Raw genomic sequence first — 25,157 nt, forward strand, 5'->3', positions numbered from 1 at the left:
AATTCCGCTATTGGCAATCAGACGCTGATGTTGGGCTTGATTTTCAAGGAGATGGCGACTTTTTGCTCGGGGATTGGTGTAACTGCGGTCGGCTCCATATAATGAGCGACCAACCTGAGGAACCGCCACGGCGGTGGTCAGAACTCATTACAGTCAGCAAGAGGCATCCATGCCAGAGTTTCAGACGACGGATGAGGGATTCGAGCGGGTCTCTCTCAAGGAATACACCGAGAAGGCTTACCTCGACTATTCCATGTACGTCATTCTCGACCGGGCGCTGCCCAATGTCGGTGACGGCCTGAAGCCAGTCCAGCGGCGCATCGTCTACGCCATGTCGGAACTGGGGCTGAAATCCACGGCCAAGTACAAGAAGTCTGCCCGTACCGTGGGCGATGTGCTGGGTAAGTTCCATCCTCACGGCGACAGCGCCTGTTATGAGGCCATGGTGCTGATGGCCCAGCCGTTCTCCTACCGCTACCCGCTGGTGGACGGCCAGGGCAACTGGGGCTCGCCGGACGATCCCAAGTCGTTTGCCGCCATGCGTTATACCGAATCCCGGCTGACCGCGTTCTCGGACGTGCTGCTGGGAGAGTTGGGGCAGGGCACAGTGGATTGGGTGCCCAACTTTGATGGCACCATGGAGGAGCCCGCCACCCTACCGGCCCGGCTGCCTCATGTACTGCTTAATGGCACCACAGGCATTGCAGTGGGGATGGCCACGGACATTCCACCCCATAACGCCCGGGAAGTGACGGCCGCCTGTATCCGGTTGCTGGACAGTCCTGAGGCGACGGTGGAACAGCTCTGTGAACACATCAAAGGGCCGGATTTTCCCACCCGCGCTGAGGTGATAACCCCTCGCCGCGATCTGCTGCAGATGTACCAAACCGGTCGTGGTTCCCTGCGTATGCGGGCTCGCTGGATCAACGAAGGTGGCGAAGTGGTGATCACCGATCTGCCGCACCAGGTCTCCGGCAACAAGGTGCTGGAGCAGATTGCCCAGCAGATGCAGGCCAAAAAGCTGCCGATGGTGGCGGACCTACGGGATGAGTCGGATCATGAAAACCCAACCCGTCTGGTGATTGTGCCCCGCTCCAACCGGGTTGATCTGGAAGGGCTGATGGCCCACCTGTTCGCCAGCACCGATCTGGAGAAGACCTACCGGGTCAACGTCAATGTCATCGGCAACGATGGTCGCCCCGGCGTCAAGGATCTGCGCACGCTGCTGACCGAGTGGCTGGACTATCGCCGGACCACCGTTCGCCGCCGCCTCAACCACCGTCTGGACAAGGTGCAGGCTCGACTGCACATACTCGCCGGCCTGTTGATTGCCTACCTCAATATCGATGAGGTCATCGAGATCATCCGCACCGAAGACAAGCCCAAAGCGGTGCTGATGGAACGGTTTGGTCTGACCGATATCCAGGCCGAGGCCATCCTGGAGCTGAAACTGCGTCACCTCGCCAAGCTGGAAGAAATGAAGATCCGCGGCGAGCAGGATGAGCTGGCCGCTGAACGGGACGAGCTGCAGGCCATCCTCGGCTCCGAGTCGCGGTTGCGGGATCTGATCAAGGGCGAGCTGGAAGCCGATGCCGAGAAGTACGGCGATGACCGTCGTTCGCCCATTGTCGAGCGCGAAGAGGCCCGGGCCTTCAGCGAAACCGACCTGGTCTCCAACGACCCGGTGACGGTTGTGCTGTCAGAAAAGGGCTGGGTGCGTGCCGCCAAGGGCCACGATATCGAGCCGGAAGGGCTCAGCTACAAGTCCGGGGACCGCTTTGCCCTGGCCGCGAAAGGGCGGAACAACCAGCAGGCGATCTTCCTTGATTCCACCGGGCGTGCCTATTCCCTGATGGCTCACAGTCTGCCATCGGCGCGGGGCCAGGGTGAGCCCCTGACCGGTCGGATCAACCCCATCTCCGGTGCCACCTACGCCGGCCTGCTGATGGGGGAGAGTGAGCAGAAGGTGCTGCTGGTGACCGACGCCGGCTACGGTTTTGTCACATCCCTCGGAGACATGATCAGCAAGAACCGCAATGGCAAGGCGGTGGTGACGGTGCCCAAGGGGGCTCGCATCATGCAGCCGGTCTGCGTACCGGTGACCGAAGACCCGCAGTACCTGGCGGCGATCTCCAATGAGGGGCGCATGCTGGTGTTCCCATTGAGTGAGCTGCCGGAGCTGGCCAAGGGTAAGGGCAACAAGATCATCAGTATCCCCTCGGCCAGGGTTCAGAACCGGGAAGAGTTTGTCGTGGCGCTGGCGGTGTTCGGCGAGGCGGATCAACTGGAGATCCGTGCCGGCAAGCGCAAGATGGGGCTCCAGTTTGCGGATCTGGAGCATTACCTGGGTGAGCGCGGGCGCCGCGGCCACAAGCTGCCCCGCGGACTGCAGCGGGTAGATGGTATTGAGGTGATCCGAGCCGCGAAACAACAGGAGTTGGGCGACCGTGAGTGAACTGGTACTGATTAACGTGTCCGGGCGCGACAAGCCCGGGCTGACGTCGGAGATCACCGGCATCATGGGGCAGTACGATGTCCGAATCCTCGACATTGGCCAGGCGGTCATCCACGACCATCTGACCTGGGGCATCCTGGCGGAGATACCGGACGAGGCCAATGCGCCGCCGGTGATTCGCGATCTGATGTTCCGCCTTCACGCCCTGGATCTGCAGGTGCGTTTCGCGCCGATCACGGTGGAGGAGTACCAGCAGTGGGCTGCTGGCCGGAACCGGGCCTGCTACATCGTCACCCTGCTGTCCCGGGACATCAAGGCGGAACAGATTGCCAAGGTATCGGCGATCACCGCGCGCCATGGTCTCAACATCGACAACATCAGCCGTCTGTCGGCGCGACCGTCGCTGGACCCGACGGAGAACCGCATCGCCTGTGTCGAGTTCTCGGTGCGCGGCACGCCCTCGGATCTTCAGCAGCTGCGGGGGGATTTCCTCCACATCGCCGCTGAGATGAATGTCGATATCGCCTTCCAGGAAGACTCCATCTTCCGCCGTAACCGTCGGCTGGTGGTGTTTGACATGGACTCCACGCTGATTGAGGCGGAGGTGATTGATGAGCTGGCGTTGGAGGCCGGCGTTGGCGATCAGGTCGCCGAGATCACCGAGAGAGCCATGCAGGGCGAGCTGGATTTCAGTCAGAGCTTTGCCGAGAGGCTGGCACTGCTGAAGGGGCTGGACGAGTCGGTGCTGGAGCGCATTGCCGCTCGCCTGAAACTGACCGAGGGCGCCGAACACCTGATTTCCAGGCTGAAGTCCCTGGGCTATCGCACAGCGATCCTGTCGGGCGGTTTCACCTACTTTGCCCGTCACCTGCAGCAAAAGCTGGGCATCGACTATGTCTATGCCAACGAGCTGGAGATTGTGGATGGCAAGGTTACTGGCGAGGTGTCTGGCCAGATCGTTGATGGCAAGCGCAAGGCCGAGTTGCTGCTGGAGATTGCCGACAAGGAACACATTTCCCGCGAGCAGGTGATCGCGGTGGGGGATGGTGCCAACGACCTGCCAATGCTGAGTCAGGCCGGGCTGGGGGTGGCATTCCGTGCCAAGCCGCTGGTCAAGGAATCCGCCCGCCATGCGATCTCGACCCTGGGCCTGGATGCGATCCTGTATCTGATCGGGTTCCGGGAGAGTGAGAACCACTGAACCGGCAGGACAAAAAAAAGGGCGCCCGCGAATCGGCGCCCTTTTTGTTCGAACCGCTCCGGCTTACTCGCCGAAATCGTAGTTCATCTGTGGTACCGGGGCCTGCACGTAGTAGCCCTGGATGTAGTTGACGCCGGCCTGCCAGAGGGTGGCCAGCACGGTGGCATTTTCCACCATCGGGATGATGGTCAGCTTGCCGGCGTTCTGCAGGCTCTGGACCATTTCCTTGAGCTGTTCCTTGGCCTCGTCGTTCTTCTGCAGTTCTTCGGTGAACGAACCGTCAATCTTCACGTAATCCACGTCAACGTGCTTGAGGGTGTTGAAAGGGTTGATAGCGCCGCCAAACTGGCTCAGGGAGATCTTGCAGTGCAGCTCGTGCAGTGAGCGTACGAACTCCTTGGCCTGTTTCATGTGATTGGTGGTGTCGCCCTCGCGCATCTGGAAAATCAGCGCATCGCCAGGCAGCCGAACCGCCTTGAGGGCGACGCTGAGCCAGGCACTGAAGGTCTTGTCCACCAGGGTTTCGGCACTGACGTTCAGGAACAACCGGGTGTCGTGGCCGCGGGTGCGGTGCGTCGCCAGCTGTTTCACGGTCTGCAGGATCACCCAACGGTCAATTTTGACCGCCATCTCTGACGGGCCAGCCGGTGGCAGGATGTCGTAGGGGGAGACGTCGTTGCCTTCAGTGTCAATCATCCGCACGGTGGCTTCGTAGTGCTCCTCACCCTCGCCACGGAGGTTGATGATGGGCTGGAACAGCAACCGGAAGCGATCTTCATCCAGGGCTTTCTGAATTTCGTCCGCCGCGGTGATTTCACCCTTGCCTTCCGCCGCCGGGTTGTAGGCCACCACGCCATTGCCGCTCTCATGGCCTTCCAGTTTGCGCACGTCCGCCGACGCCGCCAGTCCACGGCCCAGAAGATCGTTTGCCTTGGGCGCGTTCTCGGTGATCGCTGCAACACCGATGCTGGCCGTCATCTGGATGGTGCGGCCGTTGACTTCAAACAGGTAGTCTTCGATTTTCTTGCGCAATTGCTCGCAGCTTTCCATCATCGACTTTTCGTCACAGCTGCGATCGAGGATGCCGAAGGCGTCGTCGCTCAGGCGCGCCAGCAACTGGTCTTCGCCAACGTGTTCCCGCACCAGGTCAGCGACATCACTCAGCAGCAGATCGGCACCGGCAATACCCACCAGGCTCTTGTTGGCGGTGAAGTTGTCCAGTGAGACATAGGCGAGGGCGCCGTTTGGCGTCTGTTCACCGATTGCATTGGCAAGTTCATCCATGAAGTGCTGGCGGTTATAAAGTCCGGTGAGCAGATCCTGGCTGCTGATCTGGCGGAGCTTTTCTTCCAGCTCTGCGTCGCTGTGTTCCGGCTGGATAACAATCTGGGTGCAGGGCTCGCTGTCGTAGGTGGCGGAGGATACCGACATGGTGACGTTGAGCTCGTGGTCGTCGCTCCGGCGCGCGACGCAGTTGAGGGTCATGCCGTCCTGCCGGGTTTCGGCGAACTGCTTCATGAAGCCCTTGTATTCGGTCTGGCTTGCCGGCGTCAGGGTATCGAGGATGGGAACGCACATCAGCTCGTCCAGGTCGTCGTAACCGAGGAACTCCATGTACGACTGGTTGGCGTAGATGTGCATGCCATCGTTGATGTAGGCGATGGCGTCCTTGGAGCTCTCCAGCAGCAGCTGGCAGCGTTGCTCGGCTTCCCGCAGGTGTGCTTCCAGCGAACGACGACGGCGGCGCTCGTCCAGCGCTGCCAGTTCGCGCTTCACTGCCAGCAGCATCAGGTCATTACAGTCCGCCGGGACCACATCCATGGCGCCGCCCTTGAGGAACTGGACCGAGCGTTCCCGGTTGAAGTCAGACGTCAGCAGGATGAAGGGCACATCCTTGTCCATGCGGCGGACCAGGTTCAGGGCATCTTCGGCGGTAAACTCCTGGTCCACATCCCGGGCCAGCAACAGATCCCAGGTTCCGGATTTCAGCGCCTCCTCGAGGTCTTCCTCAGAGGTGATGCGATGGGCCCGGGTTGCCCGTCCGGCGTTACGGAGCAGGCTGACCAGCGATTCGGCATCGTTCTGGGAAGGATCAAGGATGAGCAGGTGAACCGTGGAATTCTTTTTCTGCATGCTGTTGGCGTCTCGATGTGTCCGTATAGTGTGGCCGATACCCTGTACCCGCGACTGGGCGCGGTTACGGTGCAGGAAAGCGTGTCGGTGATTCGGGCGAAGCCTGGCCGCTTCCTGCCGGGCGAGTTGCGAGCAGAGCGCCGTCGGTATGGTCGCGATGTCTCGCGATCACAGCGCCGGGCCAGGTGCCTGGGTACCTTAACATAAGCCGAATGATGAAGGGGATGCCCTTTAATAACAACCCTTGACGATGCCCGGATAGGGCTTGGTCGGCTGCTTGTCCGCATCTTGCAATTCGGTTGCAGGCAGCAGGCCCTGAACGCCTACAGCGATGGCCACAGGGAGTTGAACTCGTCTTCGCTGGTGCCGTCAGGACGGCTTTGCCGGGACGGACCGGGTGTCGTGCTGCGCTGGAGCTTGAGTTCGAACTGGCTGACACTGCCGGTGGCGGCGACCCGTTTGGATAACTGGCCCTGGTCCTCCCGGCCATCGTGGATCAGATGGATACGGCTGCCGGTCTGGAACGGCAGTCTGGGGGTGATCAGCGTCGCGGGCTGATTGATCACGCTGATTTCCGGCAGCATCAGGCCGCGTAGGTACTCACTGCTGGTGCCCACCTTCTGGATCAGTTTGACGCCGCAGGGCGAGGCGCTGGGTGCCAGCAGCTCAATGCCCATCTGGGTGCCCTGGTTTCGGACCTGTCGAATCCAGCGCACGATGGCGACACTCCAAGGCTGGCTGGTCTGTTCCCGTACCCCAAGGATTTCCCCGGCCTGCATGGAAGGCGGAATGTTGGCCCCCCAGGACACGCAATAACCGCCGGGGCTGGTGTTGACCAGGGCCGCCTTGTGGCAGGGAGGCCGTTTGGCGTCCTGCTGGGGATTGCTGGTGACCGAGCCGCTGCTGCTGCGGAAGTTGATGGGGGTGTCGGCGGAGTACAGCCGTTCTTCATTGGGGCCGGCATCAAACGCCCCGGACCAGGCGTCGTTCTTGCGGCGCGACGAGCTCATGAAGACGTTCTCGTCGTCATCAACATCCTGCTCGTTGCCGGCCACAAACTGGGTGAAGTTCTTCTCGCCGGCAATGTAGTAATGTGCTGCCGTCAAGCCAACACAGAGTTCAAGCGAGCCCTCGCTGGCGATGCGGTTGAAGCTGCGTTTGGTGAGAATGCCAAGGGCCTGGCTCAGGTGGGTCAGCAGCGTATCGCTGATGCCCTGGGGGAGCCGGAACTCGGGTTCGTAGTCCCGGTTGTGCAGTTCCAGATGCTGATACAGGTACTCGGCAATGCTCTCAGACAGCTTGCGGGTATCAAAGCCCAGCAGGTCACCGGAACCGGTGTTCGGCGCAAGGCTGCGGTAAATCGGCGAACTGTCCTGTTCCATGTTCACCACAAACAGGCTGTCGCTGCCCTGATCGGTGGTGCACAGGGCCAGTTCGGTCCAGTTCTCGAACAGATCGTAGGTCTGGGTCAGTTCGTTCTGGCGTAACTGGTTGGGGCGGGCGCAGCCGAGCAGCAACAGGCGCTTGTAGCTGTCTGCCACGGAGCTGCTGCGGCGATGCTGCAGGGTGTCGTCCTCGATGGCCGCTTCGGCGATCTTGTTGCGCGAGGCAAAACGGAAGATGCGGTGGCATTCGAGCCAGCTGCGTGCCGGGCTGGGGCAATAAAGCTGGTGTGCTCGCACTACGGTTGCGGCCAATTCGGAGATGGCCCGATGGCAGCACAGGGCAACGGCCTTCTTGGCTTTCTCGAAGGTGCTGTTATCGGATGTGAATTCCAGAATGCACAGCTTGTAACCATTGGCCAGGTGCAGTTGAAGGGCCTGGTTCAGGTTGGCAATCTTGCGCTGCTTTTCAGGCAGTGATACGGCGTGGCCGAGATAATGCCGGGCCAGCTCGCCGCATACGAAACGAATCTTCGGGCGCAACAGCTCCAGTAACTGCAGGCGCACCTGAGGCGACACGAACAGCTGGTTCAGCTCGATAATGGCGTGATAGAGCTGGCGCGATGACTCGCCGACATTGGCCATGGGCAAGTTGGCTACCCACCCCTTGAAGGCTTTCGGGGACGCATCGCAGAAAGACAGGCTTGCGATCTTCTGCTCGGGGACTGTCAGGTCAGGTCTCAGGGTCATTCGTCCGAGTGCTCATGCCGTAGGGTTGACGCCGAACTATCCATGTACTGGCGGCGTATTGCTGGTCAGATCGTAAGCAGAAAAAACGCCGGAATTACAGTTCGTTATTTGTGGTTATTCTGCACTCTAAAATAGCAGAGCCAGAACGAAAAGCCAGCAAATCACCGGTTTACAAAAATTGACAATTGTGGCCGGCAAGGACCTGCGGTTTATTCGGCGTCCAGGTTCAGTGGCGTTTTGGCGGTTCGTCCCGGCACCTCCCGAACCAGCCTTGGCACCAGGAATCCAGGCAGTCGCTCCAGCAGCTGGCGTGCCAGGGCCCGGGCCTGATCATCATCCACGTCAAAATGGTGGGCGCCGAGCACCGGGTCGAAGGCGTGCAGGTAGTAGGGCAGCACGCCCGCGTCGAACAGCGCTTCGCTGAGCTCTGCGAGGGTGTCTGCGTCGTCATTCACGCCCCGCAGCATCACGCTCTGGTTCAGCAGGGTGACGCCGGCCTGTCGCAGTCTGGCCAGGGCGTCGCGAGTGGCCGCGTCAATCTCATTGCCATGGTTGATGTGAAGTACCATCACGGGCTGCAGTCGGGTGGCGCTGAGCCAGCCCAGCAGTTCCTCGGTCACCCGTTGTGGAATCACCACCGGTAGCCGGCTGTGAATGCGGATGCGCCGCAGGTGTGGGATCTCGGCCAGATCGCGGACCCAGCGGGCCAGGAGTCGGTCGTTGACCGCCAGCGGATCTCCCCCGCTGAAGATCACCTCATTGATTTCCGGCGAGTCGGCGAGCGTAGCAATGGCGCGCTCGCGATCCGCCGGTCCAAGTCGATGGTCGTCGTAGGGGAAGTGGCGGCGGAAACAGTAACGGCAGTTGATGGCGCACTGGCCGGTAACCATCAGCAGGGCCCGGCTGCGGTACTTGCGGATCAGCCCGGTGCCGGCGGTCGCCTGATCTTCCTCCAGCGGGTCGAGCAGGTAGCCGGGGCGGGTTTCCGCTTCCGCGCCCAGCGGCAGTACCTGGCGCAGCAGCGGGTCGTCGGCATTGCCCGGCTGAATTCGTTGCAGGTAGGGGTGCGGTACCCGGATCGGAAACAGGCGGTGACCGGCGGTGGCGCCCTTGAGCCAATGTCCGGCATCCAGACCCAGTTCGCCCAGCAGCGCTTCCGGGGTGGTAATGGAGTTTGCCAGGATCTGTTGCCAGCGGTCGGAATCGTTATCTTGTTGGCGGGCTTCTATACGGACGGGGGTTCGCTGTATCATAGCGAGCTTTCGATTCCCAACAGCATCGTTTCGGGCGATACATCTTGTTCAGATATGCCAGCCGATGCATGAGTTTCAGTCGACACATCAGTTTCAGGTGATATTAACATGGCTTCCTATTCTACCAACGAATTTCGCAGTGGTCTCAAAGTATTATTGGATGGCGACCCCTGTGTGATCCTGGACAACGAATTCGTCAAGCCGGGCAAGGGCCAGGCGTTCAACCGGGTCAAACTGCGGAACCTCAACAACAACCGGGTCTGGGAGCGTACGTTCAAGTCCGGTGAGAGTCTGGAGGCCGCCGACGTCGTTGAGCAGGACATGGAGTACCTGTACACCGACGGTGAGTTCTGGCACTTCATGGCCACAGACGGTTCCTTCGAGCAGCATCCTGCGGATGAGAAAGCGGTTGCTGATGCCCTGAAGTGGCTGAAGGAACAGGATATTTACACCGTGACCCTGTATAACGGTGCCCCGCTGTCGGTGACCCCGCCCAACTTTGTTGAGCTGGAAGTCGTTGAAACCGACCCCGGTATGAAAGGTGACACCGCCCAGGGCGGCTCCAAGCCGGCAACCCTGTCCACCGGCGCCGTGGTTAACGTTCCGCTGTTCATCACCATTGGCGAAGTGCTGAAGGTGGATACCCGTACCGGCGAGTACGTCAACCGCGTAAAGAGCAGCTAAGTTTCCTGCCATGACCGCCAACGAACGCTGGCAACCCACCGCCTCGTTGGCGGACCTGCAGGCCCGGGCTCTTCAACTGGCCTACCTGCGGGACTTCTTTGCTCGCCGGGGTGTCCTCGAGGTGGAAACCCCGGTGCTCGGTCGCCACGGCGTGACCGATCTCAACCTCGACAGCATTGCCGCCCGGTTTGCGCCGATTGCCGGCGACTCCTGTGACCAGGGGTGGCTGCAGACGTCCCCCGAATACCACATGAAACGGCTGCTGGCGGCCGGCAGTGGTTCCATCTTTCAGGTCTTCCGCGCCTTCCGTAGCGGCGAGCGAGGCCATCGTCACAACCCCGAGTTTTCGTTGCTGGAGTGGTATCGCCCCGGGTTCACCGATCAGCAGCTGATGGCGGAGGTGGCCGACCTGGTGTGTGGCTGGCTGGGGTGTTCCCGTCCCGGGGTGTTGAGTTATCGGGATGCCATGCAGCGCCATGCCGGGATTGATCCGTTTACCGTGGCTGATGAGGTGCTGGTGCAGCGTTGTGGTGCCTGGGTGGGGGAATCGCTGGCAGCTTCGCTGGATCGGGACACCCTGCTTGAACTGGTGATGAGTCATCAGGTAGAGGTGGCGCTGGCGGAGGAATCGCCTACCTTTATCCATCAGTACCCGGCCAGCCAGGCAGCGCTGGCGCGGATCTCACAGGTCGACGGCGTTGCGGTGGCGCACCGCTTTGAGCTCTACATTGGCGGGCTGGAACTGTGCAACGGTTACTGGGAGCTGACCGATGCGGACGAGCAGCGTGCCCGTTTTGAGGCTGATAACCGCGCCCGTCTGGCGCAGGGGAAACCGGCCATGCCGGTGGATGAAGAATTGCTGGCGGCGTTGTCCGCAGGCCTTCCGGACTGCGCCGGCGTGGCGCTGGGGCTGGACCGGCTGCTGATGCTCAAGCAGGGGCGGGATGCCATCGACGATGTCGTGGCATTCCCTCTTGAACGAGCTTAGGTATTGACGGTTCAGGCCTTGCTGCCGAACGCCTGTCCCATGCGAACCACATCTCCGGCGGCCAGTTCCGGCTGCCAGCTCACCGCACCCTTCGGCATCACCATCACCACCGTTGAGCCCAGACGGAAACGGCCCATCTCGTCGCCCTTGGCGAAGCGGATCGGGTCCTGCTGGGTGTAGCGGCTGGTGGTGACCGATGGCGTGCCCGGGGCCACCACACCGGCCCAGGTGGTTTCCACGCTGCCAACAATCATCGCGCCCACCAGAACCATGGCCAACGGACCGAACTCGGTATCGAACATGGCGACCACCCGCTCATTACGGGCGAACAGGTTGGGCACGTTGGCGGCAGTGACTGGATTCACTGAAAACAGCTTGCCGGGAATGTGGACCATCTCCCGCAAGGTACCGGCCAGTGGCATGTGGACCCGGTGGTAGTCCTTCGGAGCCAGATAAATGGTGGCAAACTCGCCCCCGGCGAAAGGAGCAGCGCGCTCGCTGTCGCCGCCAAGCAGCTCCAGCAGGCTGAAGTGCTGGCCCTTGGCCTGGAACACCCGATTGCCGTCGATGCGGCCCAGCTGGCTGATAGCGCCGTCCACCGGGCTGGTCATCACCTGCTGGTCGGCAACCACCGGACGGGCGCCGGGCTGAAGTTCGCGGGTGAAGAACTCGTTGAAGCTGGCGTAGGCGCTCGGGTCCTGCTCCAGGGCCTCGCTCATGTCGACACCGTAGCGCTGGATGAACCAGCGAATGACGCGGTTCTTGATCTCTGGGGAGCGGTCATGGTCCGCCAGTTTTCCGGCCAGTCGGGAGACCGCCAGTTGAGGAGTAAGGTATTGACTTAAAACAAATAACTTGTCGAACATGAATCGCTACTCGTGCCAGGGCAGCGGCAGATTCTAGCAAAGACTCCGCATCGGCGGACAGTCCGGGAAAAATGTTTGTTATTTTCGCCGTTTGCGAATGCCCTTGCTATGATTGGAGCGGCTGCCATTGGGATCGGCGTTTCCGATCCAGGTATTCAGTAATAAAGGTGTTGGTAGAGTCTATGGCATTAATCCTTGGTTCAATCATCGTCGTGGCCTGTGTCCTCGGGGGCTACGTACTCCACGGCGGTAAACTGCCGGTACTTTGGCAGCCTACGGAAGTCCTGATCATTTTCGGGGCGGCGTTTGGTTCCTTTGTCATTGCCAACCCGGTCAATATCATCAAGCAGGTGTTCGTTGGTGTGATGCGGCTGATCACCGGCTCGCCCTACAACAAAGCGTTTTACCTTGACCTGCTCAGCATGCTCTACGACATCTTCGACAAATCCCGCAAGCAGGGGGTGATGTCGATTGAAGAAGATATCGACAACCCGGACTCCAGTGCCATCTTCAGCCGTTATCCCGCCGTACTCAAATCCAAGGAGCTGATGGCGTTCGTGACCGATTACCTGCGCATTATCTCTGCAGGCAATATGGCGCCTCACGAGCTGGAAGGCATGATGGACAACGAGATCGACAGCCGCCAGCACGAGCTGGAAGAGCCGGCCCATGCCGTCAACAAGATTGCGGATGCGCTCCCTGGCCTGGGGATCGTGGCGGCGGTGCTGGGTATCGTGATCACCATGAACTTCCTCTCCGAAGGTCCGGAACGCATCGGTCTCAGCGTCGCAGCCGCGCTGGTGGGGACCTTCCTGGGGATCTGGATGGGCTACGGCTTTGTGGGGCCGACCTCCATTGCCCTGGAGCATGCGGTGAAGTACGAAGTGAAGGCCTACGAATGCGTCAAGGCCTCGGTGGTGGCGACGGTGTCTGGTCAGGCGCCGCAGATGGCGATTGAGTTCGGCCGCAAGGCCCTGCCGACCCACAAGCGACCCGGGTTCCAGGAGCTCAACGACCACGTCCGGTCGAAGTAGCGCGACCGGCCCGGGTAATGCCGCCGGCCTGGTGTCGGTGCAGTCTAACGATCAGCAGGTGCAGTTTTGGAAGAAAGACCGATCATCGTCAAACGGGTGAAGAAGGTGTCCGGGGGCCATCACGGGGGGTCCTGGAAGGTAGCCTTTGCCGACTTCGCTACCGCCATGATGGCGTTCTTCCTGGTGCTTTGGCTGACGGCTACCGCCACGCCGGAGCAGATCGAGGCGGTTGAGGGTTACTTCCGTGATCCGGTCGGTTTCACCGAGGGCGGCTCCCCCAATCCGGTGGACCTGGAGGGCAGCGCCTCGGTGGTGGAGTCCAGTCAGGCCGACATCGCGGATCAGCAGATCGTGATTGAGGATGAGACCATCGAAGAGCTGGCGGATACCCTGGAGCAACGCCAGATGGAGCAGCTGTTCCAGGATCTGCAGGAGCAGATCGAGCAGAGTGAAACGCTGCAGGAATTCAAGGACCAGCTGCTGATCGACATCACCGATGAGGGGCTGCGGATCCAGATCGTCGACCGTTCCCAGCGCCCGATGTTCGACAGCGGCCGGGCCCAGCTCAAGTACTATTCCCAGGACATTCTGTTCGAACTCGCCAAGCCCTTGGGGGCGGTGGCCAACAAGCTCAGTATCACCGGCCATACCGATGCCACGCCATTCAGCGGCCGGCCCGGTTACACCAACTGGGAGCTGTCGGCGGAGCGGGCCAATACTGCCCGCCGTGCGTTGGTGGCCGGTGGTGTCGGGTCTGATCAGATTGCCCGCGTCGTGGGGTTGAGTGATTCCGTGCTGTTTGACCAGAGCAACCCGAAAGCGCCGGTGAATCGCCGCATCTCCATCATTGTGCTCAACAAGAAAGCCCAGAAAGACATCCGCGACAACGCCGGCGGTCAGCCCCTGATTGATCTGACCGAACCCAGTGCGGCAGAGCGTCAGCAGGCGCAGGACAAGCTGGAAAGCGGTGACTGGTTCCAGCCCAAGCCGGAACCGGATGCCGAGGAACTGAGCTGGTAGATGGCGGAGAACAGGGGCGGCTCAGCCTCCCTGTTCTTCCATGTCCTGCAGAATGCGGTGGAAGCTGTGCAGCCGCTCGGGGCTGATGCGGCCGTCCCGTGCCGCTTCGTCGATGGCGCAGCCGGGGTCGCCCTTATGACGGCAGTTGCGGAACCGGCACAGGCCAATCACCTCGCGGATTTCCCGAAACCCCTGCTCGATATCGTCCGGCGACATGTGCCACAGGCCGAACTCGCGAATGCCCGGCGAGTCGATCAGATCACCGCCACAGTCCAGGTGGAACAGCTTTGCGGTGGTGGTGGTGTGCACGCCCTTGCCGGTGCTCTGCGAAACCGCGCCCACGCGGATATCTTCCTCAGGCAACAGGGTCTGGATCAGTGACGATTTGCCGACCCCGGACTGACCCACGAACACGCTGGTGCGCCGGGTCACCAGCTCGGTGACCTGGGGGGCCGGAGCGCCGTCTCCGGCGTGGGCGCAAGTCCGTTCTACCCGGTAACCGAGGCGCTGATAGCGGGCCAGCAGCTGCTCGATGTGGTCACGGTTGTGGTCGTCAATCAGGTCTTCCTTGTTCAGCAGGATCACCGCCGGAATGTCGGTCAGTTCCGCGGCAACCAGGTAACGGTCGATCAGATTGTCATGGGGTTCCGGCTGTGGCGCGATCACCAGGATGATGTGGTCGATGTTGGCGGCCACCGGCTTCAACTGGCCGTATTTGTCGGGCCGTTGCAGCAATGACTGGCGTTCGCCGCGGGCCACGATCACCCCGCTCTGGTCGGCGCCGGGGCGCCACACCACCCGGTCACCGGTGACCAGGCTGTCGATGTTGGCGCGCACGAAGCAGCGGAAAAGCTCGCCCTTGCGTTCGCCCTCCAGAGCCTCGATGTCCAGTTGCTGGCCATAGTGGGCCATCACCAGGCCGGCCTGCTCGCTGCCGAGTTCGCCGGAATCGAGCTGGCGGTCGATGTTGCGCTCTTTGCGCTTGGCCCGCTCGGACCGCTCAGACTGTATTTTCTGGATGCGCCACTGCTGTTGCTTGTTGAGTCGACGTTTAGCCATGAAGAAGTTATGCCGTAAAAGGGACTGTCGGATTCCAGTGTCGGGGGCGGATTGGTGTAACATCATACGCGAATCGTCGCCCGTCTGTCTGGCCGGGCGCTCACTCTATCGACCACTGGAGACGCCCCATGGCCGCTGCCGATCGCCTGGTTTGGATTGATCTGGAAATGACCGGACTCGATCCGGAGCAGGAACGCATTATCGAAATCGCGACTATTGTCACCGATGCCAATCTCAACATCCTCGCTGAAGGCCCGGTTATTGCCATCCATCAGCCCGATGCTGTGCTGGATGCGATGGACGAATGGTGCACCCGCACCCACGGTGAGAACGGCCTGACCCAGCGGGTTCGCGACAGTCAGACATCGGAAGCGGAGGCCGAGCAGCAGACCCTGGCGTTCCTGCGTCAGCATCTGGAGGCTGGCCAGTCACCGTTGTGCGGCAACAGCATTGGTCAGGATCGTCGCTTCCTGGTGAAGTACATGCCCGCACTGGAGGGGTTCTTCCACTACCGCAACCTGGACGTCAGCACCGTCAAGGAACTTGCGCGGCGTTGGCGACCTGACGTACTGGCCGGTGTGCGCAAGAAAGGCTCCCATCTGGCTCTGGACGACATTCGCGACTCCATCGCCGAACTTCAGCACTACCGCGAGCAGTTCTTCCGCATGGAGCCCTGAGTCAGGGCGTCGGCGCGGAAATGGTGGCCGGATTGATGCCGTGCCGTGCCAGCGCCCAGTGCACATGCTCCTGCACCAGCGCCGACGGGAAATGCGCCCGTTGCTTCAGTGCCTCCACAACCGGAATGGTTGAGGGGGCATTGCCCAGACCGACCGCCAGGTTCCGCAGCCAGCCCTCATAGCCGGTGCGGCGAATGGCCGACCCTTCCGTCCGTTTGAGAAATTCCGCCTCGGTCCACAGAAACAGCTCCGCCAGTTCGGTATTGTCGAGCTGATGGCGGGGATGGAAGTCGTCCTCGTCACTGACCTTGCTGAACCGGTTCCACGGACACACCAGCTGACAGTCGTCGCAACCGAAGACCCGGTTGCCCATCAGTGGTCGAAGCTCCTCGGGAATGCTGCCTTTGAGCTCAATAGTGAGGTAGCTGATGCAGCGTCGGGCATCGAGGCGATAGGGGCTGGGGAAGGCATCGGTCGGGCACTTGTCGAGACAGGCGCGACAGCGGCCGCAGTGTTCCTTGTCGTACGGCTCGTCCACCGGCAGAGGGGCGCTGGTGAAGATCTCTCCCAGAAAGAAGAACGACCCGGCCTTGCGGCTGAGGATCATGGTGTTCTTGCCTTGCCACCCCAGGCCCGCCCGCTGCGCCAGCGCTCTTTCCAGAACCGGGGCGCTGTCGACGAATGCCCGGTAGTCGTAACCGGCCACGGCCTCGTCGATCCGCTTGGCCAGGGTGGCCAGGCGTTTGCGGATCAGCTTGTGGTAGTCCCGCCCCAGGGTGTAGCGGGAAATGTAGGCTTTCTCCGGGTTGGCGAGGACATCTTTCGGGCTGTCCGGTGCGCTGAGGTAGTCCATGCGCAGGGAGATAACCCGCAGGGTGCCCGGTATCAGGGAATCCGGGGTGTAGCGTTTGTCGCCATGATCGGCCATGTAGGCCATTTCACCGTGCAGGCCCTCGGCCAGCCACTGCTTCAGGTGGTCACCGTGAGGGCCGGTATCGGGCAGGGTGATACCGACGTCGGCGAAGCCCAGTTCCTGGGCCCATTGGCGGATAAGGTCCGGCAGGGACTCGAGGGTGTCAGTCATGGTGTTGGCTGGGGAGGCGGATCTAACCAAATTGAAATTGATTAAGTTATGACCTTTCTATCTGTTTTGCTATTCTTTACAGACATCTGGCCTGTTAACTTAAACTGGATTCTTTACCGGGGTTGCGGCGATGAATGATGCTGGTAGCCACAGCTTACCAGAAACCCTCTATTCCGCCGATGCGGTGAGGGAAATTGACCGTTATGTGATCGAGGGTGGTCACGTCGACGGCTTCGAACTGATGCAGCGCGCCGCCGCGGCTACCTTCCGCCATCTGGTCAAGGTCTGGCCGGAGCCGGGATCATTGCTGGTGCTGTGTGGCGCCGGCAATAACGGTGGCGATGGTTACCTGGTTGCCGCCAGTGCCGTGCGCCACGGCTGGTCGGTGGTCTGCGTGGCGGTCGCTGATCCGCAGCGGTTGCAGGGCGATGCCCGGCGGGCCTGGCAGAAGGCCGAGAGCGATGGTGTTCCGGTACAGCGCTGGCAGGATCTGGAGCCGACCGTGGCTGACCATCTGTTTGACGGTGCCGGCCTGATTGTGGACGCCATGCTTGGTACCGGCGTGCGAGGCGCGCCGCGGGGCGATTTCGCTGACCTGATTGCACGTTGCAATGCGATTGCTGCGCCGGTGTTGGCGGTGGACTTGCCTTCCGGCCTGGATGCGACCACCGGCCAGGTGGCGGGTGAAGCGGTGAAGGCCGACCTCACCGTCACTTTTATTGGCCTCAAGGCCGGGCTGTTCACCGCTCAGGGGCCGGCCTATACCGGCCGTGTGGTATTTGACGATCTTGATATTGAGGCGCTGCTACCCCAGAGCGGACAGGCGCCGCAGGCCTGGCGGCGGAACTGGCAAAGTCTGGCGGTCAGCTTGCCGCGGCGACCGGCGACGGCTCACAAAGGCCGCTTTGGCCACCTGCTGGTGGTGGCCGGAGATCGCGGTTTCGGTGGTGCAGCGCTGTTGGCGGCAGAAGCGGCCGCCCGTTCCGGTGCCGGCCTGGTCACTTTGGCGACGCGACCTGAGCATGTGGCTCCGGCGTTGACGCGGTGTCCGTCGCTGATGGTTCAGGGTGTGATCCATGGCTCTGAACTGCCGCCGTTGCTGGCACGAGCCACCGCGGTGGTGTGTGGCCCGGGGCTGGGGCAGGGCAGTTGGGGGCAGCAGATGCTGCAGCAGGTACTGGTCAGTGAGGTGCCGCAGATTCTCGATGCCGACGCCCTTAACCTGATGGCGACCCGGGTGCCGGTCAGGGCCGGCAACCATGTGCTGACGCCCCATCCCGGCGAAGCCGCGCGACTGCTGGGAGTGTCTGTGCCGGAGGTGGAGGCGGACCGACTGGCGGCGGCAGTGAGTCTGCAGCAGACTTTCGGCGGCACCGTGCTGCTCAAGGGCGCAGGTACCGTCGTTGTTGGCGACGAAGGTCTGCCCACGGTGATTGACGGCAGCAACCCTGGCCTGGCCACCGGTGGAATGGGCGATGTGCTGTCCGGTATCATCGCCGCGCTTCTGGCCCAGACCGGCGACCCCCGGGCGTCGGCGGAGATGGCCGCAGCCCTGCACCTGGCGGCGGCGGATCGGGCGTCGCGGCAGCGCGGCTTTATGGGGTTGTTGCCGATGGATGTGATTGACCGGTTACCGGAACTGCTGGGCACGGCCGAAGGCGTCGTGGCACCGGCAGGCCCTAACAGCGGAATGCTTGAATGACTGAAGTAAGCGATAGTTCGCCCTACCGGCGCGAGCTGGCAGACGAAGGCGAAACCGAGCGGCTTGGCCGTGATCTGGCGGCTGCAATCCTGGCCAGTGGTCACGGCTTGACCGTGTTCCTGGAAGGTAACCTGGGCATGGGCAAGACCACGCTCAGCCGGGGGCTGTTACGGGGGATGGGGCATGGCGGATCGGTCAAGAGTCCGACCTACACGCTGGTGGAGCCCTATGAACAGCTAAAGCCGGTGGCCTACCATTTTGACCTCTATCGCCTGGGCGATCCGGAAGAGCTCGAGTACATGGGTATTCGGGATTACTTTCTCGGCGAGGATATCTGTCTGATCGAATGGCCGGAACGGGGGCAGGGCATCCTGCCGGAGCCAGACCTGGAAATCGAGCTGTCGACCTCCGGTACCGGGCGCCTGGCCCACCTTAGGGCCGGCACCGAGCGGGGTGAGTACATCATCAGTGAACTGCAGGGTCGGGGGCGACCTGGAGACTGAGGAACTGTCCGATGCAGAAGCGAATCAGAACACAGGGGAAGGCCGTGCTGTTGGGCGCATTGCGAGGGGCGCTGACAATCTGCCTGTTGACTGCCGCGGCGATGGCCCAGGCCGCGACCCAGGTGGAAGGCGCACGGCTGTGGCCGGCACCGGATCACACCCGGCTGGTGCTGGATACCGGGGCCCAGGTGCAGCACAACATCTTTACCCTCTCGGGCCCGGCCCGGGTAGTGATCGACATCAGCGATGCCGAGCTGAAAACCAGCCTTTCGGAGCTGGATCTGTCCGGCAGCCCGATTCAGAGGATTCGCAGTGCCCCCCGCAATGGTTCGGACCTGCGGGTGGTGCTGGATCTCAAGGAATCCGTGCGGCCCCGCAGTTTCGTGCTGGAGCCCAATCAGCAGTATGGGCACCGGCTGGTGCTCGACCTGGTGGGAGAGTCCGCCGGCCGTGGCCAGACTCCGCCCCAGCCAACACTCAGCGACGACCCCTCCGGCAAGCGTGACATCATTGTGGTGGTGGATGCGGGGCATGGTGGTGAGGACCCGGGTGCGATCGGTCCCCGTGGAACCCGGGAGAAAGATGTGGTGTTGCGCCTGGCCCGCAAACTGGCGGAGATGATAGAGGCCCAGCCCGGGTATACCGCCCGCCTGACCCGCACCGGCGACTACTACATCGACCTGCGCAGCCGGACCCTGCTGGCCCGACGCCACAACGCAGACCTGTTTGTGTCGGTGCACGCCGATGCCTTCCGCACGCCGCAACCCCGCGGGGCGTCGGTTTTCGCCCTGTCCCAGCGCGGCGCCACCAGTGAAACCGCGCGTTGGCTGGCGCGTTCGGAAAATCGTTCTGACCTGATTGGCGGCTCTGGTGGAGTGTCCCTGGATGGCAAGGACGATACCCTCGCCGGAGTGCTGCTGGACCTGTCGATGACGGCGAGCATCAATGCCAGCATCGGCGTGGGCGACTATGTGTTGCGGGAGCTGGATGATGTCACCCGCCTGCACAAGCAGAGCGTGGAGCAGGCGGCGTTTGTGGTGCTGAAGTCACCGGATATCCCTTCGATTCTGGTGGAGGCCGGCTTTATCTCCAACCCGGACGAGGAGCGTAACCTGGGCAGCTCCAGTTACCGCGACCGTCTGGCGCGGGCGGTGCTGGGCGGTATCCGCAACTATTTTGAGCATACCCCGCCGCCGGGCACGCTGGTGGCCTGGGAGAAGCGTCAGGGCAACGAGGGTGGCAGTTACCGGATTCGTCGCGGTGATACCCTGTCGGCCGTGGCCCGGGACAACCAGACCACCGTTGGTGAACTGATGCGTCACAACGGTCTGAGCAATGACCGGGTGGTGGTCGGCCAGACCATCCGCATTCCCGCATCCTGAGGAACTTTGCAGAGTGTGGTGACCACGGATGAGTCGGTTGCCGCCCTTCTGCTATCATCGCAGCACTCTGATGGTTGTTGTTGAGCCATCCATCTTCCGGGCAGGCAGCCCTGGCCTGTTGGTCAGTCCGTCTGCTTGCCGTCACCCTTGCCGTGCCAGGAGAGTGCGCCCCCGATGTCTTCGATCAAGCTGTTATCCCCCCGACTGGCCAACCAGATCGCCGCCGGTGAGGTGGTCGAGCGGCCGGCTTCCGTATTGAAGGAGCTGGTTGAGAATGCCCTGGATGCCGGTGCGGGCACGATCGACGTGGATGTCGAGCAGGGGGGCGTCAAGCTGATTCGGGTCCGTGACAATGGCGGCGGTATTCCCGAGGCCGATCTGCCGCTGGCGCTCAGCCGTCACGCCACCAGCAAGATTGCCAGCCTGGACGATCTCGAGGCGGTGGGTTCCCTCGGTTTCCGGGGCGAAGCCCTGGCCAGTATCAGTTCAGTGTCGCGGCTGTCGCTGACCTCGCGGACGCCGGAGCAGGACGCCGCCGCCCGGGTGGAGGTGGAAGGCCGGGACATGGATGCGCGGATCTCACCAGCGGCGCATCCGGTGGGCACCACCGTGGAAGTGCGTGATCTGTTCTTCAACACCCCGGCACGGCGCAAGTTCCTGCGCACCGAGAAGACCGAGTTCAACCATCTGGAAGAGTGTCTCCGTCGCCAGGCCCTGGGCCGGTTTGATACCGGCTTCAGCCTGCGTCACAACCAGAAGGTGGTGCAGAGCCTGCGTCCGGCGCAAAGTCAGCTTGACCGGGAGCGCCGTATTGGTGCCCTGTGTGGTCAGAAGTTCATTGACAATGCGGTGGTGATCGATGCCGAAGCCACCGGTCTCAGACTCTGGGGCTGGGTGGCGTTGCCAACGTTCTCCCGCAGCCAGGCTGACCTGCAGTACTTTTTCGTCAACAGCCGGGTGATCCGGGACCGGCTGGTGGCCCACGCGGTGCGCCAGGCCTACCGCGATGTGCTCTACAACAACCGCCATCCCGCTTTCGTGCTGTATCTGGAGGTCGACCCGGCCAGTGTTGATGTCAACGTCCATCCCACCAAGCACGAGGTGCGGTTCCGCGACGGTCGCCTGGTCCACGATTTCATCTTCCGAACCCTGCACAAGGCGCTGGCGGACGTGCGCCCGGACGATCACTTTCGCGGCGCCGTGGCCCAGTCGATGCCGGCCGCGCCGCAGCCGCAAGCCGAACCCGGCAGTGGCGGTGCCGCGACCATCCATGCCGCAGCGACCGCCAATGCCGCACCGACCGTGCCTACCAGTTCGCTGTTTGCCCAGCCGGCCCAGGGACGCCCTGCGGAGTCGGGCGGAACGACCTGGGAGGCGCGGGACCAGATGGCGTTCTACCAGTCCCTGAACGATGGTGGCGGCGTGACACAGGCAGAATCATCCCAGCCCGTACCCGGCCACCTGCAGGCGTCGCCCACACCGCCCCAGGGCGAAGGCGAGGAGCCCCCGCTGGGTTACGCCGTTGCCCAGCTGCACGGCATCTACATCCTGGCACAGTCTCATCAGGGCATGGTCGTGGTCGACATGCACGCGGCCCACGAGCGCATCACCTATGAACGCATGAAGCTGGCGCTCGACGCCCAGGACCTGAAAAGTCAGCCGTTGCTGGTGCCGCTGTCACTGGCGGTAAGCCAGAAAGAGGCCGGGCTGGCGGAGAGCCATGGCGACGACCTCCAGAAGCTGGGGCTGCTGGTGGAGCGTATCGGTCCGGAGACCATTGCGGTGCGTCAGATTCCGGCGCTGTTGCGGGGAGCGGATGCCGAACAGCTGGTGCGCGATGTGCTGGCGGATCTGATTGAGCATGGCCAGAGCGAACGGGTGGAGGCGATGACCCACGAGCTGCTGGGCACCATGGCCTGCCACGGCTCGGTGAGGGCCAACCGCCAGCTCACCATTCCGGAGATGAATGCGCTGCTGCGGGACATGGAGGCCACCGAACGTAGCGGCCAGTGCAACCATGGTCGCCCGACCTGGGCGCTGATGACACTCTCCGAGCTAGACAAGCTCTTCCTGCGGGGGCGTTGATACTATGACGGATACCAGCGCTGCGCCACCAGCGATCCTGTTGATGGGACCCACCGCGTCCGGCAAGACCGATCTGGCCATCGAACTGACCCAAAAGCTGCCTTGCGAGCTCATCAGCGTCGATTCGGCAATGATCTACCGTGGTATGGACATCGGGACAGCCAAGCCCACGGCCGAGGAGCTGGAGCAGGCGCCCCACCGGCTGATCGATATCTGTGACCCGGCCGAGGCCTATTCCGCTGCCGACTTCCGACGTGATGCCCTGGCCGAAATGCAGGCCATTACCGCTAAAGGTCGTATTCCGCTTCTGGTTGGCGGCACTATGATGTACTTCAAGGCGTTACTCCATGGCATGTCCAATCTGCCGTCCGCCGATCCGGCGGTTCGCCAGGCCCTGGAGGATGAGGCGTTACAGCGGGGCTGGGCTGCCCTGCACGGGGATCTGGCGGCGCTGGACCCGAAGGCGGCTGAGCTGATTCACCCCAACAACCGGCAGCGGCTGCTGCGGGCGCTGGAGGTGATCCGCCTCACCGGCCGGCCGATCTCCGAGATCTGGCAGGCGTCTGCCGGCGCTGGAAATGAAAAACGTGAAGGTATCGAGGATTACCCGTATTTCACCCAGTGGCAGGCAGACGAGCCGGGCGCGCTGCCGTATACTGTTACCCAGCTTGCGATCGCTCCAGGCGAGCGGCGTGTGCTCCATGAAAGAATACGTCTCCGGTTCCTGAAGATGCTGGATCAGGGCTTTCTGGACGAGGTCCGGGGCCTGATGGCAAGAGGGGACCTGACTCCCGAGCTTCCATCCATGCGCTGTGTTGGTTACCGCCAGGCCTGGGAATACCTGGCAGGCGGTTGCGATTACGATGAAATGGTGGCAAAAGGCGTGGCCGCGACCCGGCAACTGGCCAAACGGCAGTTGACCTGGTTGAGAAAGTGGCCGGATGTGAACTGGCTGGCATCGGAAGCTGAGGATAATGTTGAGGCTGCCTTGAAAATTATCAGGCTTCGCACCACATTTAATTGACTATTGACGATCTGCTTTTAATAAATAAACAGGAGAATACACATGTCAAAAGGGCATTCTTTACAAGACCCTTACCTCAACGCATTGCGCAAGGAGCGTATTCCGGTATCCATCTTCCTTGTTAACGGTATCAAGCTGCAGGGCCAGATCGAGTCATTCGATCAGTTTGTCATCCTGCTCAAGAACACCGTTAGTCAAATGGTTTACAAGCACGCAATTTCTACCGTCGTGCCGGCCCGTAACGTACGGATTCCCCAGCAGAATCCAGCCGGTGAAGGCGAAGCCGAAGGCTGATTGCCAATCTCTGCTGTACATTCCGGCCCTGCGGCCGCATTCAACCCGCGTATTCCGGCCCTGTCGATGACAGGAACCGGTGCGCGGGTGTTTACGTTTTCAGGCGCGATCGCCGAATACTTTCGATTTTCCCTGTCGCTGGCCCGGCCAAGTGGCCAGCCGGCCATCCACCGAATACTGGAGTCAGTCACTCTTGTTTGAACGTCCTGATGTAGGTGAACGGGCGGTCCTGGTCCACATCGACTTCACATCCCAGAGCGAAGGTGAAGACCTGGGCGAGTTCACCGAACTGGTCACATCCGCCGGCGTCGAGCCGGTGGCGACAGTCACCGGGTCCCGCAACCAGCCCAGTCCCCGCCTGTTTGTAGGGGAGGGCAAGCTGGACGAGATCCGTCAGGCCATTGCCTTCAACGAAGCCGACGTGGTGCTGTTCAACCATGCCCTGTCTCCCAGCCAGGAGCGCAACCTGGAAAGGGAGCTGAAGTGCCGGGTGCTGGACCGCACCGGTGTTATTCTGGATATATTCGCCCAGCGGGCGCGAACCCACGAAGGCAAGCTGCAGGTTGAGCTGGCCCAATTGGAGCATATGTCCACCCGACTGGTGCGGGGCTGGACCCACCTTGAGCGTCAGAAGGGCGGGATCGGCCTGCGCGGTCCGGGTGAAACCCAGCTGGAAACCGACCGCCGCCTGCTGCGTGAACGTATCAAGTCGATTCACCGGCGTCTGGGCAAGGTGCGTAAACAGCGCGATCAGGGCCGCCGGGCCCGTCAGCGGGCGGACATCCCCACGGTGTCCCTGGTTGGTTACACCAACGCTGGCAAGTCGACGCTGTTCAACCGGGTGACCACGGCGACGGTGTACGCCGCTGATCAGCTTTTCGCCACTCTGGACCCGACGTTACGCCGATTGGAACTCCCGGACATTGGCGGTGTCGTATTCGCCGACACCGTGGGCTTTATCCGTCATCTGCCGCACAAACTGGTGGAGTCATTTCGGGCCACTTTGGAAGAAACCACCGACGCCAGCCTGTTGCTGCATGTGATTGACTGCAGTGATGAGCGTCGGGACGACAACATCGACCAGGTGGAAAACGTCCTGATTGAAATCGGTGCGGACGAGGTACCCGTATTACAGGTATTCAACAAGATCGACCTGCTGGAGGATTTTCAGCCGCGGGTGGATCGTGACGAAGACGGGGTGCCGGTGCGGGTATGGGTGTCTGCCATCTCGGGGGACGGCCTGGAATTGCTCACGGATGCGGTGGTGGAACGGCTGGCGGAGAATGTGGTGCATCATCACGTACAGCTTCACCCCAGGGATGGCCGATTCCGCTCGTTGCTGCATCAGACCGGCTCGGTGCTGAGTGAGCGCCACCTCGACAACGGCGATGCGGTGATCGAGGTTCGCCTTCAGGAGCGGGACTGGCTACAGTTGCTAAGGCGTGCGGGGATCGAACCGGAACAGGTTCAGCTGGTGTCTCCGGACACTGGTCCGGCATCCCGATAAACCGGTTGCTATTGCCCGAAAGGGCAATAACTCCTAGTATTTGCAGCCATTCGAACAGTTTGGAACGGAGAGGA

At 61.9% G+C, this 25,157-nt stretch carries 20 protein-coding genes; 14 read left to right on the forward strand and 6 right to left on the reverse strand.

Annotated features, from left to right (window positions below; translation table 11 throughout):
* Nucleotides 1–169: 169 nt before the first annotated feature.
* A complete protein-coding gene (gene parC / locus MLD24_RS18045) occupies nt 170–2,455 on the forward strand; it encodes a DNA topoisomerase IV subunit A (RefSeq protein ID WP_248168479.1) in 2,286 nt (761 codons plus the stop codon).
* Nucleotides 2,448–3,656, forward strand: coding sequence for a phosphoserine phosphatase SerB (serB, locus tag MLD24_RS18050; protein WP_248168481.1), 1,209 nt, complete (start codon nt 2,448–2,450; stop codon nt 3,654–3,656). Before parC ends, serB begins: the two co-directional genes overlap by 8 nt.
* A gap of 63 nt (nt 3,657–3,719) precedes the next feature.
* On the opposite strand, the gene MLD24_RS18055 is transcribed toward serB, so the two are convergent.
* The 3 genes from MLD24_RS18055 to epmB form a co-directional block, all read right to left on the reverse strand.
* The gene (locus MLD24_RS18055; RefSeq protein WP_248168482.1) at nt 3,720–5,789 is read right to left on the reverse strand and encodes an EAL domain-containing response regulator; all 2,070 of its coding nucleotides are present in this window, start codon (nt 5,787–5,789) and stop codon (nt 3,720–3,722) included.
* 323 nt (nt 5,790–6,112) lie between these two features.
* Nucleotides 6,113–7,921 (reverse strand): GTPase, encoded by a 1,809-nt coding sequence (locus tag MLD24_RS18060; protein WP_248168483.1) that lies wholly within the window; start codon nt 7,919–7,921, stop codon nt 6,113–6,115.
* Between the two features lie 209 nt (nt 7,922–8,130).
* Nucleotides 8,131–9,174: an EF-P beta-lysylation protein EpmB gene (epmB, locus tag MLD24_RS18065; protein ID WP_248168485.1), complete on the reverse strand. Its 1,044-nt coding sequence runs from the start codon at nt 9,172–9,174 to the stop codon at nt 8,131–8,133.
* Nucleotides 9,175–9,282: 108 nt separating this feature from the next.
* Here epmB and efp point away from each other — a divergent pair, with 108 nt between their 5' ends.
* Both efp and epmA read left to right on the forward strand, forming a co-directional pair.
* The gene (efp, locus tag MLD24_RS18070) at nt 9,283–9,858 is read left to right on the forward strand and encodes an elongation factor P (RefSeq protein WP_227175325.1); all 576 of its coding nucleotides are present in this window, start codon (nt 9,283–9,285) and stop codon (nt 9,856–9,858) included.
* A gap of 10 nt (nt 9,859–9,868) precedes the next feature.
* The gene (gene epmA, locus MLD24_RS18075) at nt 9,869–10,846 is read left to right on the forward strand and encodes an EF-P lysine aminoacylase EpmA (RefSeq protein ID WP_248168487.1); all 978 of its coding nucleotides are present in this window, start codon (nt 9,869–9,871) and stop codon (nt 10,844–10,846) included.
* A gap of 11 nt (nt 10,847–10,857) precedes the next feature.
* Here epmA and asd read toward each other — a convergent pair whose 3' ends face one another.
* Nucleotides 10,858–11,712 (reverse strand): archaetidylserine decarboxylase, encoded by an 855-nt coding sequence (asd, locus tag MLD24_RS18080; RefSeq protein WP_248168488.1) that lies wholly within the window; start codon nt 11,710–11,712, stop codon nt 10,858–10,860.
* 182 nt (nt 11,713–11,894) lie between these two features.
* On the opposite strand from asd, the gene motA reads away from it, so the two are divergent.
* Nucleotides 11,895–12,746, forward strand: a complete 852-nt coding sequence (gene motA, locus MLD24_RS18085; RefSeq protein ID WP_227175328.1) for a flagellar motor stator protein MotA — start codon at nt 11,895–11,897, stop codon at nt 12,744–12,746.
* Between the two features lie 66 nt (nt 12,747–12,812).
* Nucleotides 12,813–13,766, forward strand: coding sequence for a flagellar motor protein MotB (gene motB / locus MLD24_RS18090; protein ID WP_248168490.1), 954 nt, complete (start codon nt 12,813–12,815; stop codon nt 13,764–13,766).
* Nucleotides 13,767–13,787: 21 nt separating this feature from the next.
* Here motB and rsgA read toward each other — a convergent pair whose 3' ends face one another.
* Nucleotides 13,788–14,825, reverse strand: a complete 1,038-nt coding sequence (rsgA, locus tag MLD24_RS18095) for a small ribosomal subunit biogenesis GTPase RsgA (RefSeq protein ID WP_248168491.1) — start codon at nt 14,823–14,825, stop codon at nt 13,788–13,790.
* Nucleotides 14,826–14,953: 128 nt separating this feature from the next.
* Here rsgA and orn point away from each other — a divergent pair, with 128 nt between their 5' ends.
* Nucleotides 14,954–15,502 (forward strand): oligoribonuclease, encoded by a 549-nt coding sequence (orn, locus tag MLD24_RS18100; protein WP_248168493.1) that lies wholly within the window; start codon nt 14,954–14,956, stop codon nt 15,500–15,502.
* A 1-nt stretch (nt 15,503) separates the two neighbouring features.
* Here orn and queG read toward each other — a convergent pair whose 3' ends face one another.
* Complete coding sequence (gene queG / locus MLD24_RS18105) at nt 15,504–16,586, reverse strand: tRNA epoxyqueuosine(34) reductase QueG (protein ID WP_248168495.1); 1,083 nt, start codon at nt 16,584–16,586, stop codon at nt 15,504–15,506.
* Nucleotides 16,587–16,716: 130 nt separating this feature from the next.
* On the opposite strand from queG, the gene MLD24_RS18110 reads away from it, so the two are divergent.
* The 7 genes from MLD24_RS18110 to hflX all read left to right on the forward strand — a co-directional run bounded on the left by MLD24_RS18110 (nt 16,717) and on the right by hflX (nt 25,083).
* Nucleotides 16,717–18,288 carry an NAD(P)H-hydrate dehydratase gene (locus MLD24_RS18110; protein WP_248168497.1) on the forward strand — a complete coding sequence of 524 codons (1,572 nt, stop codon included), beginning with the start codon at nt 16,717–16,719 and terminating at the stop codon, nt 18,286–18,288.
* Nucleotides 18,285–18,791 (forward strand): tRNA (adenosine(37)-N6)-threonylcarbamoyltransferase complex ATPase subunit type 1 TsaE, encoded by a 507-nt coding sequence (gene tsaE / locus MLD24_RS18115; RefSeq protein WP_248168499.1) that lies wholly within the window; start codon nt 18,285–18,287, stop codon nt 18,789–18,791. The genes MLD24_RS18110 and tsaE overlap by 4 nt, the downstream gene beginning before the upstream one ends.
* Before the next feature lie 11 nt (nt 18,792–18,802).
* Complete coding sequence (locus tag MLD24_RS18120; RefSeq protein ID WP_425562321.1) at nt 18,803–20,173, forward strand: N-acetylmuramoyl-L-alanine amidase; 1,371 nt, start codon at nt 18,803–18,805, stop codon at nt 20,171–20,173.
* Nucleotides 20,174–20,347: 174 nt separating this feature from the next.
* Complete coding sequence (mutL, locus tag MLD24_RS18125; RefSeq protein ID WP_248168500.1) at nt 20,348–22,258, forward strand: DNA mismatch repair endonuclease MutL; 1,911 nt, start codon at nt 20,348–20,350, stop codon at nt 22,256–22,258.
* A 4-nt stretch (nt 22,259–22,262) separates the two neighbouring features.
* Nucleotides 22,263–23,282, forward strand: coding sequence for a tRNA (adenosine(37)-N6)-dimethylallyltransferase MiaA (miaA, locus tag MLD24_RS18130; RefSeq protein ID WP_248168502.1), 1,020 nt, complete (start codon nt 22,263–22,265; stop codon nt 23,280–23,282).
* A gap of 42 nt (nt 23,283–23,324) precedes the next feature.
* Nucleotides 23,325–23,576 carry an RNA chaperone Hfq gene (gene hfq, locus MLD24_RS18135; RefSeq protein ID WP_092022834.1) on the forward strand — a complete coding sequence of 84 codons (252 nt, stop codon included), beginning with the start codon at nt 23,325–23,327 and terminating at the stop codon, nt 23,574–23,576.
* 193 nt (nt 23,577–23,769) lie between these two features.
* Nucleotides 23,770–25,083, forward strand: a complete 1,314-nt coding sequence (gene hflX, locus MLD24_RS18140; RefSeq protein WP_248168504.1) for a ribosome rescue GTPase HflX — start codon at nt 23,770–23,772, stop codon at nt 25,081–25,083.
* Nucleotides 25,084–25,157: the final 74 nt, after the last annotated feature.

The organism is Marinobacter xestospongiae, assembly GCF_023156385.1.
GTDB classification, from domain to species: domain Bacteria; phylum Pseudomonadota; class Gammaproteobacteria; order Pseudomonadales; family Oleiphilaceae; genus Marinobacter; species Marinobacter xestospongiae.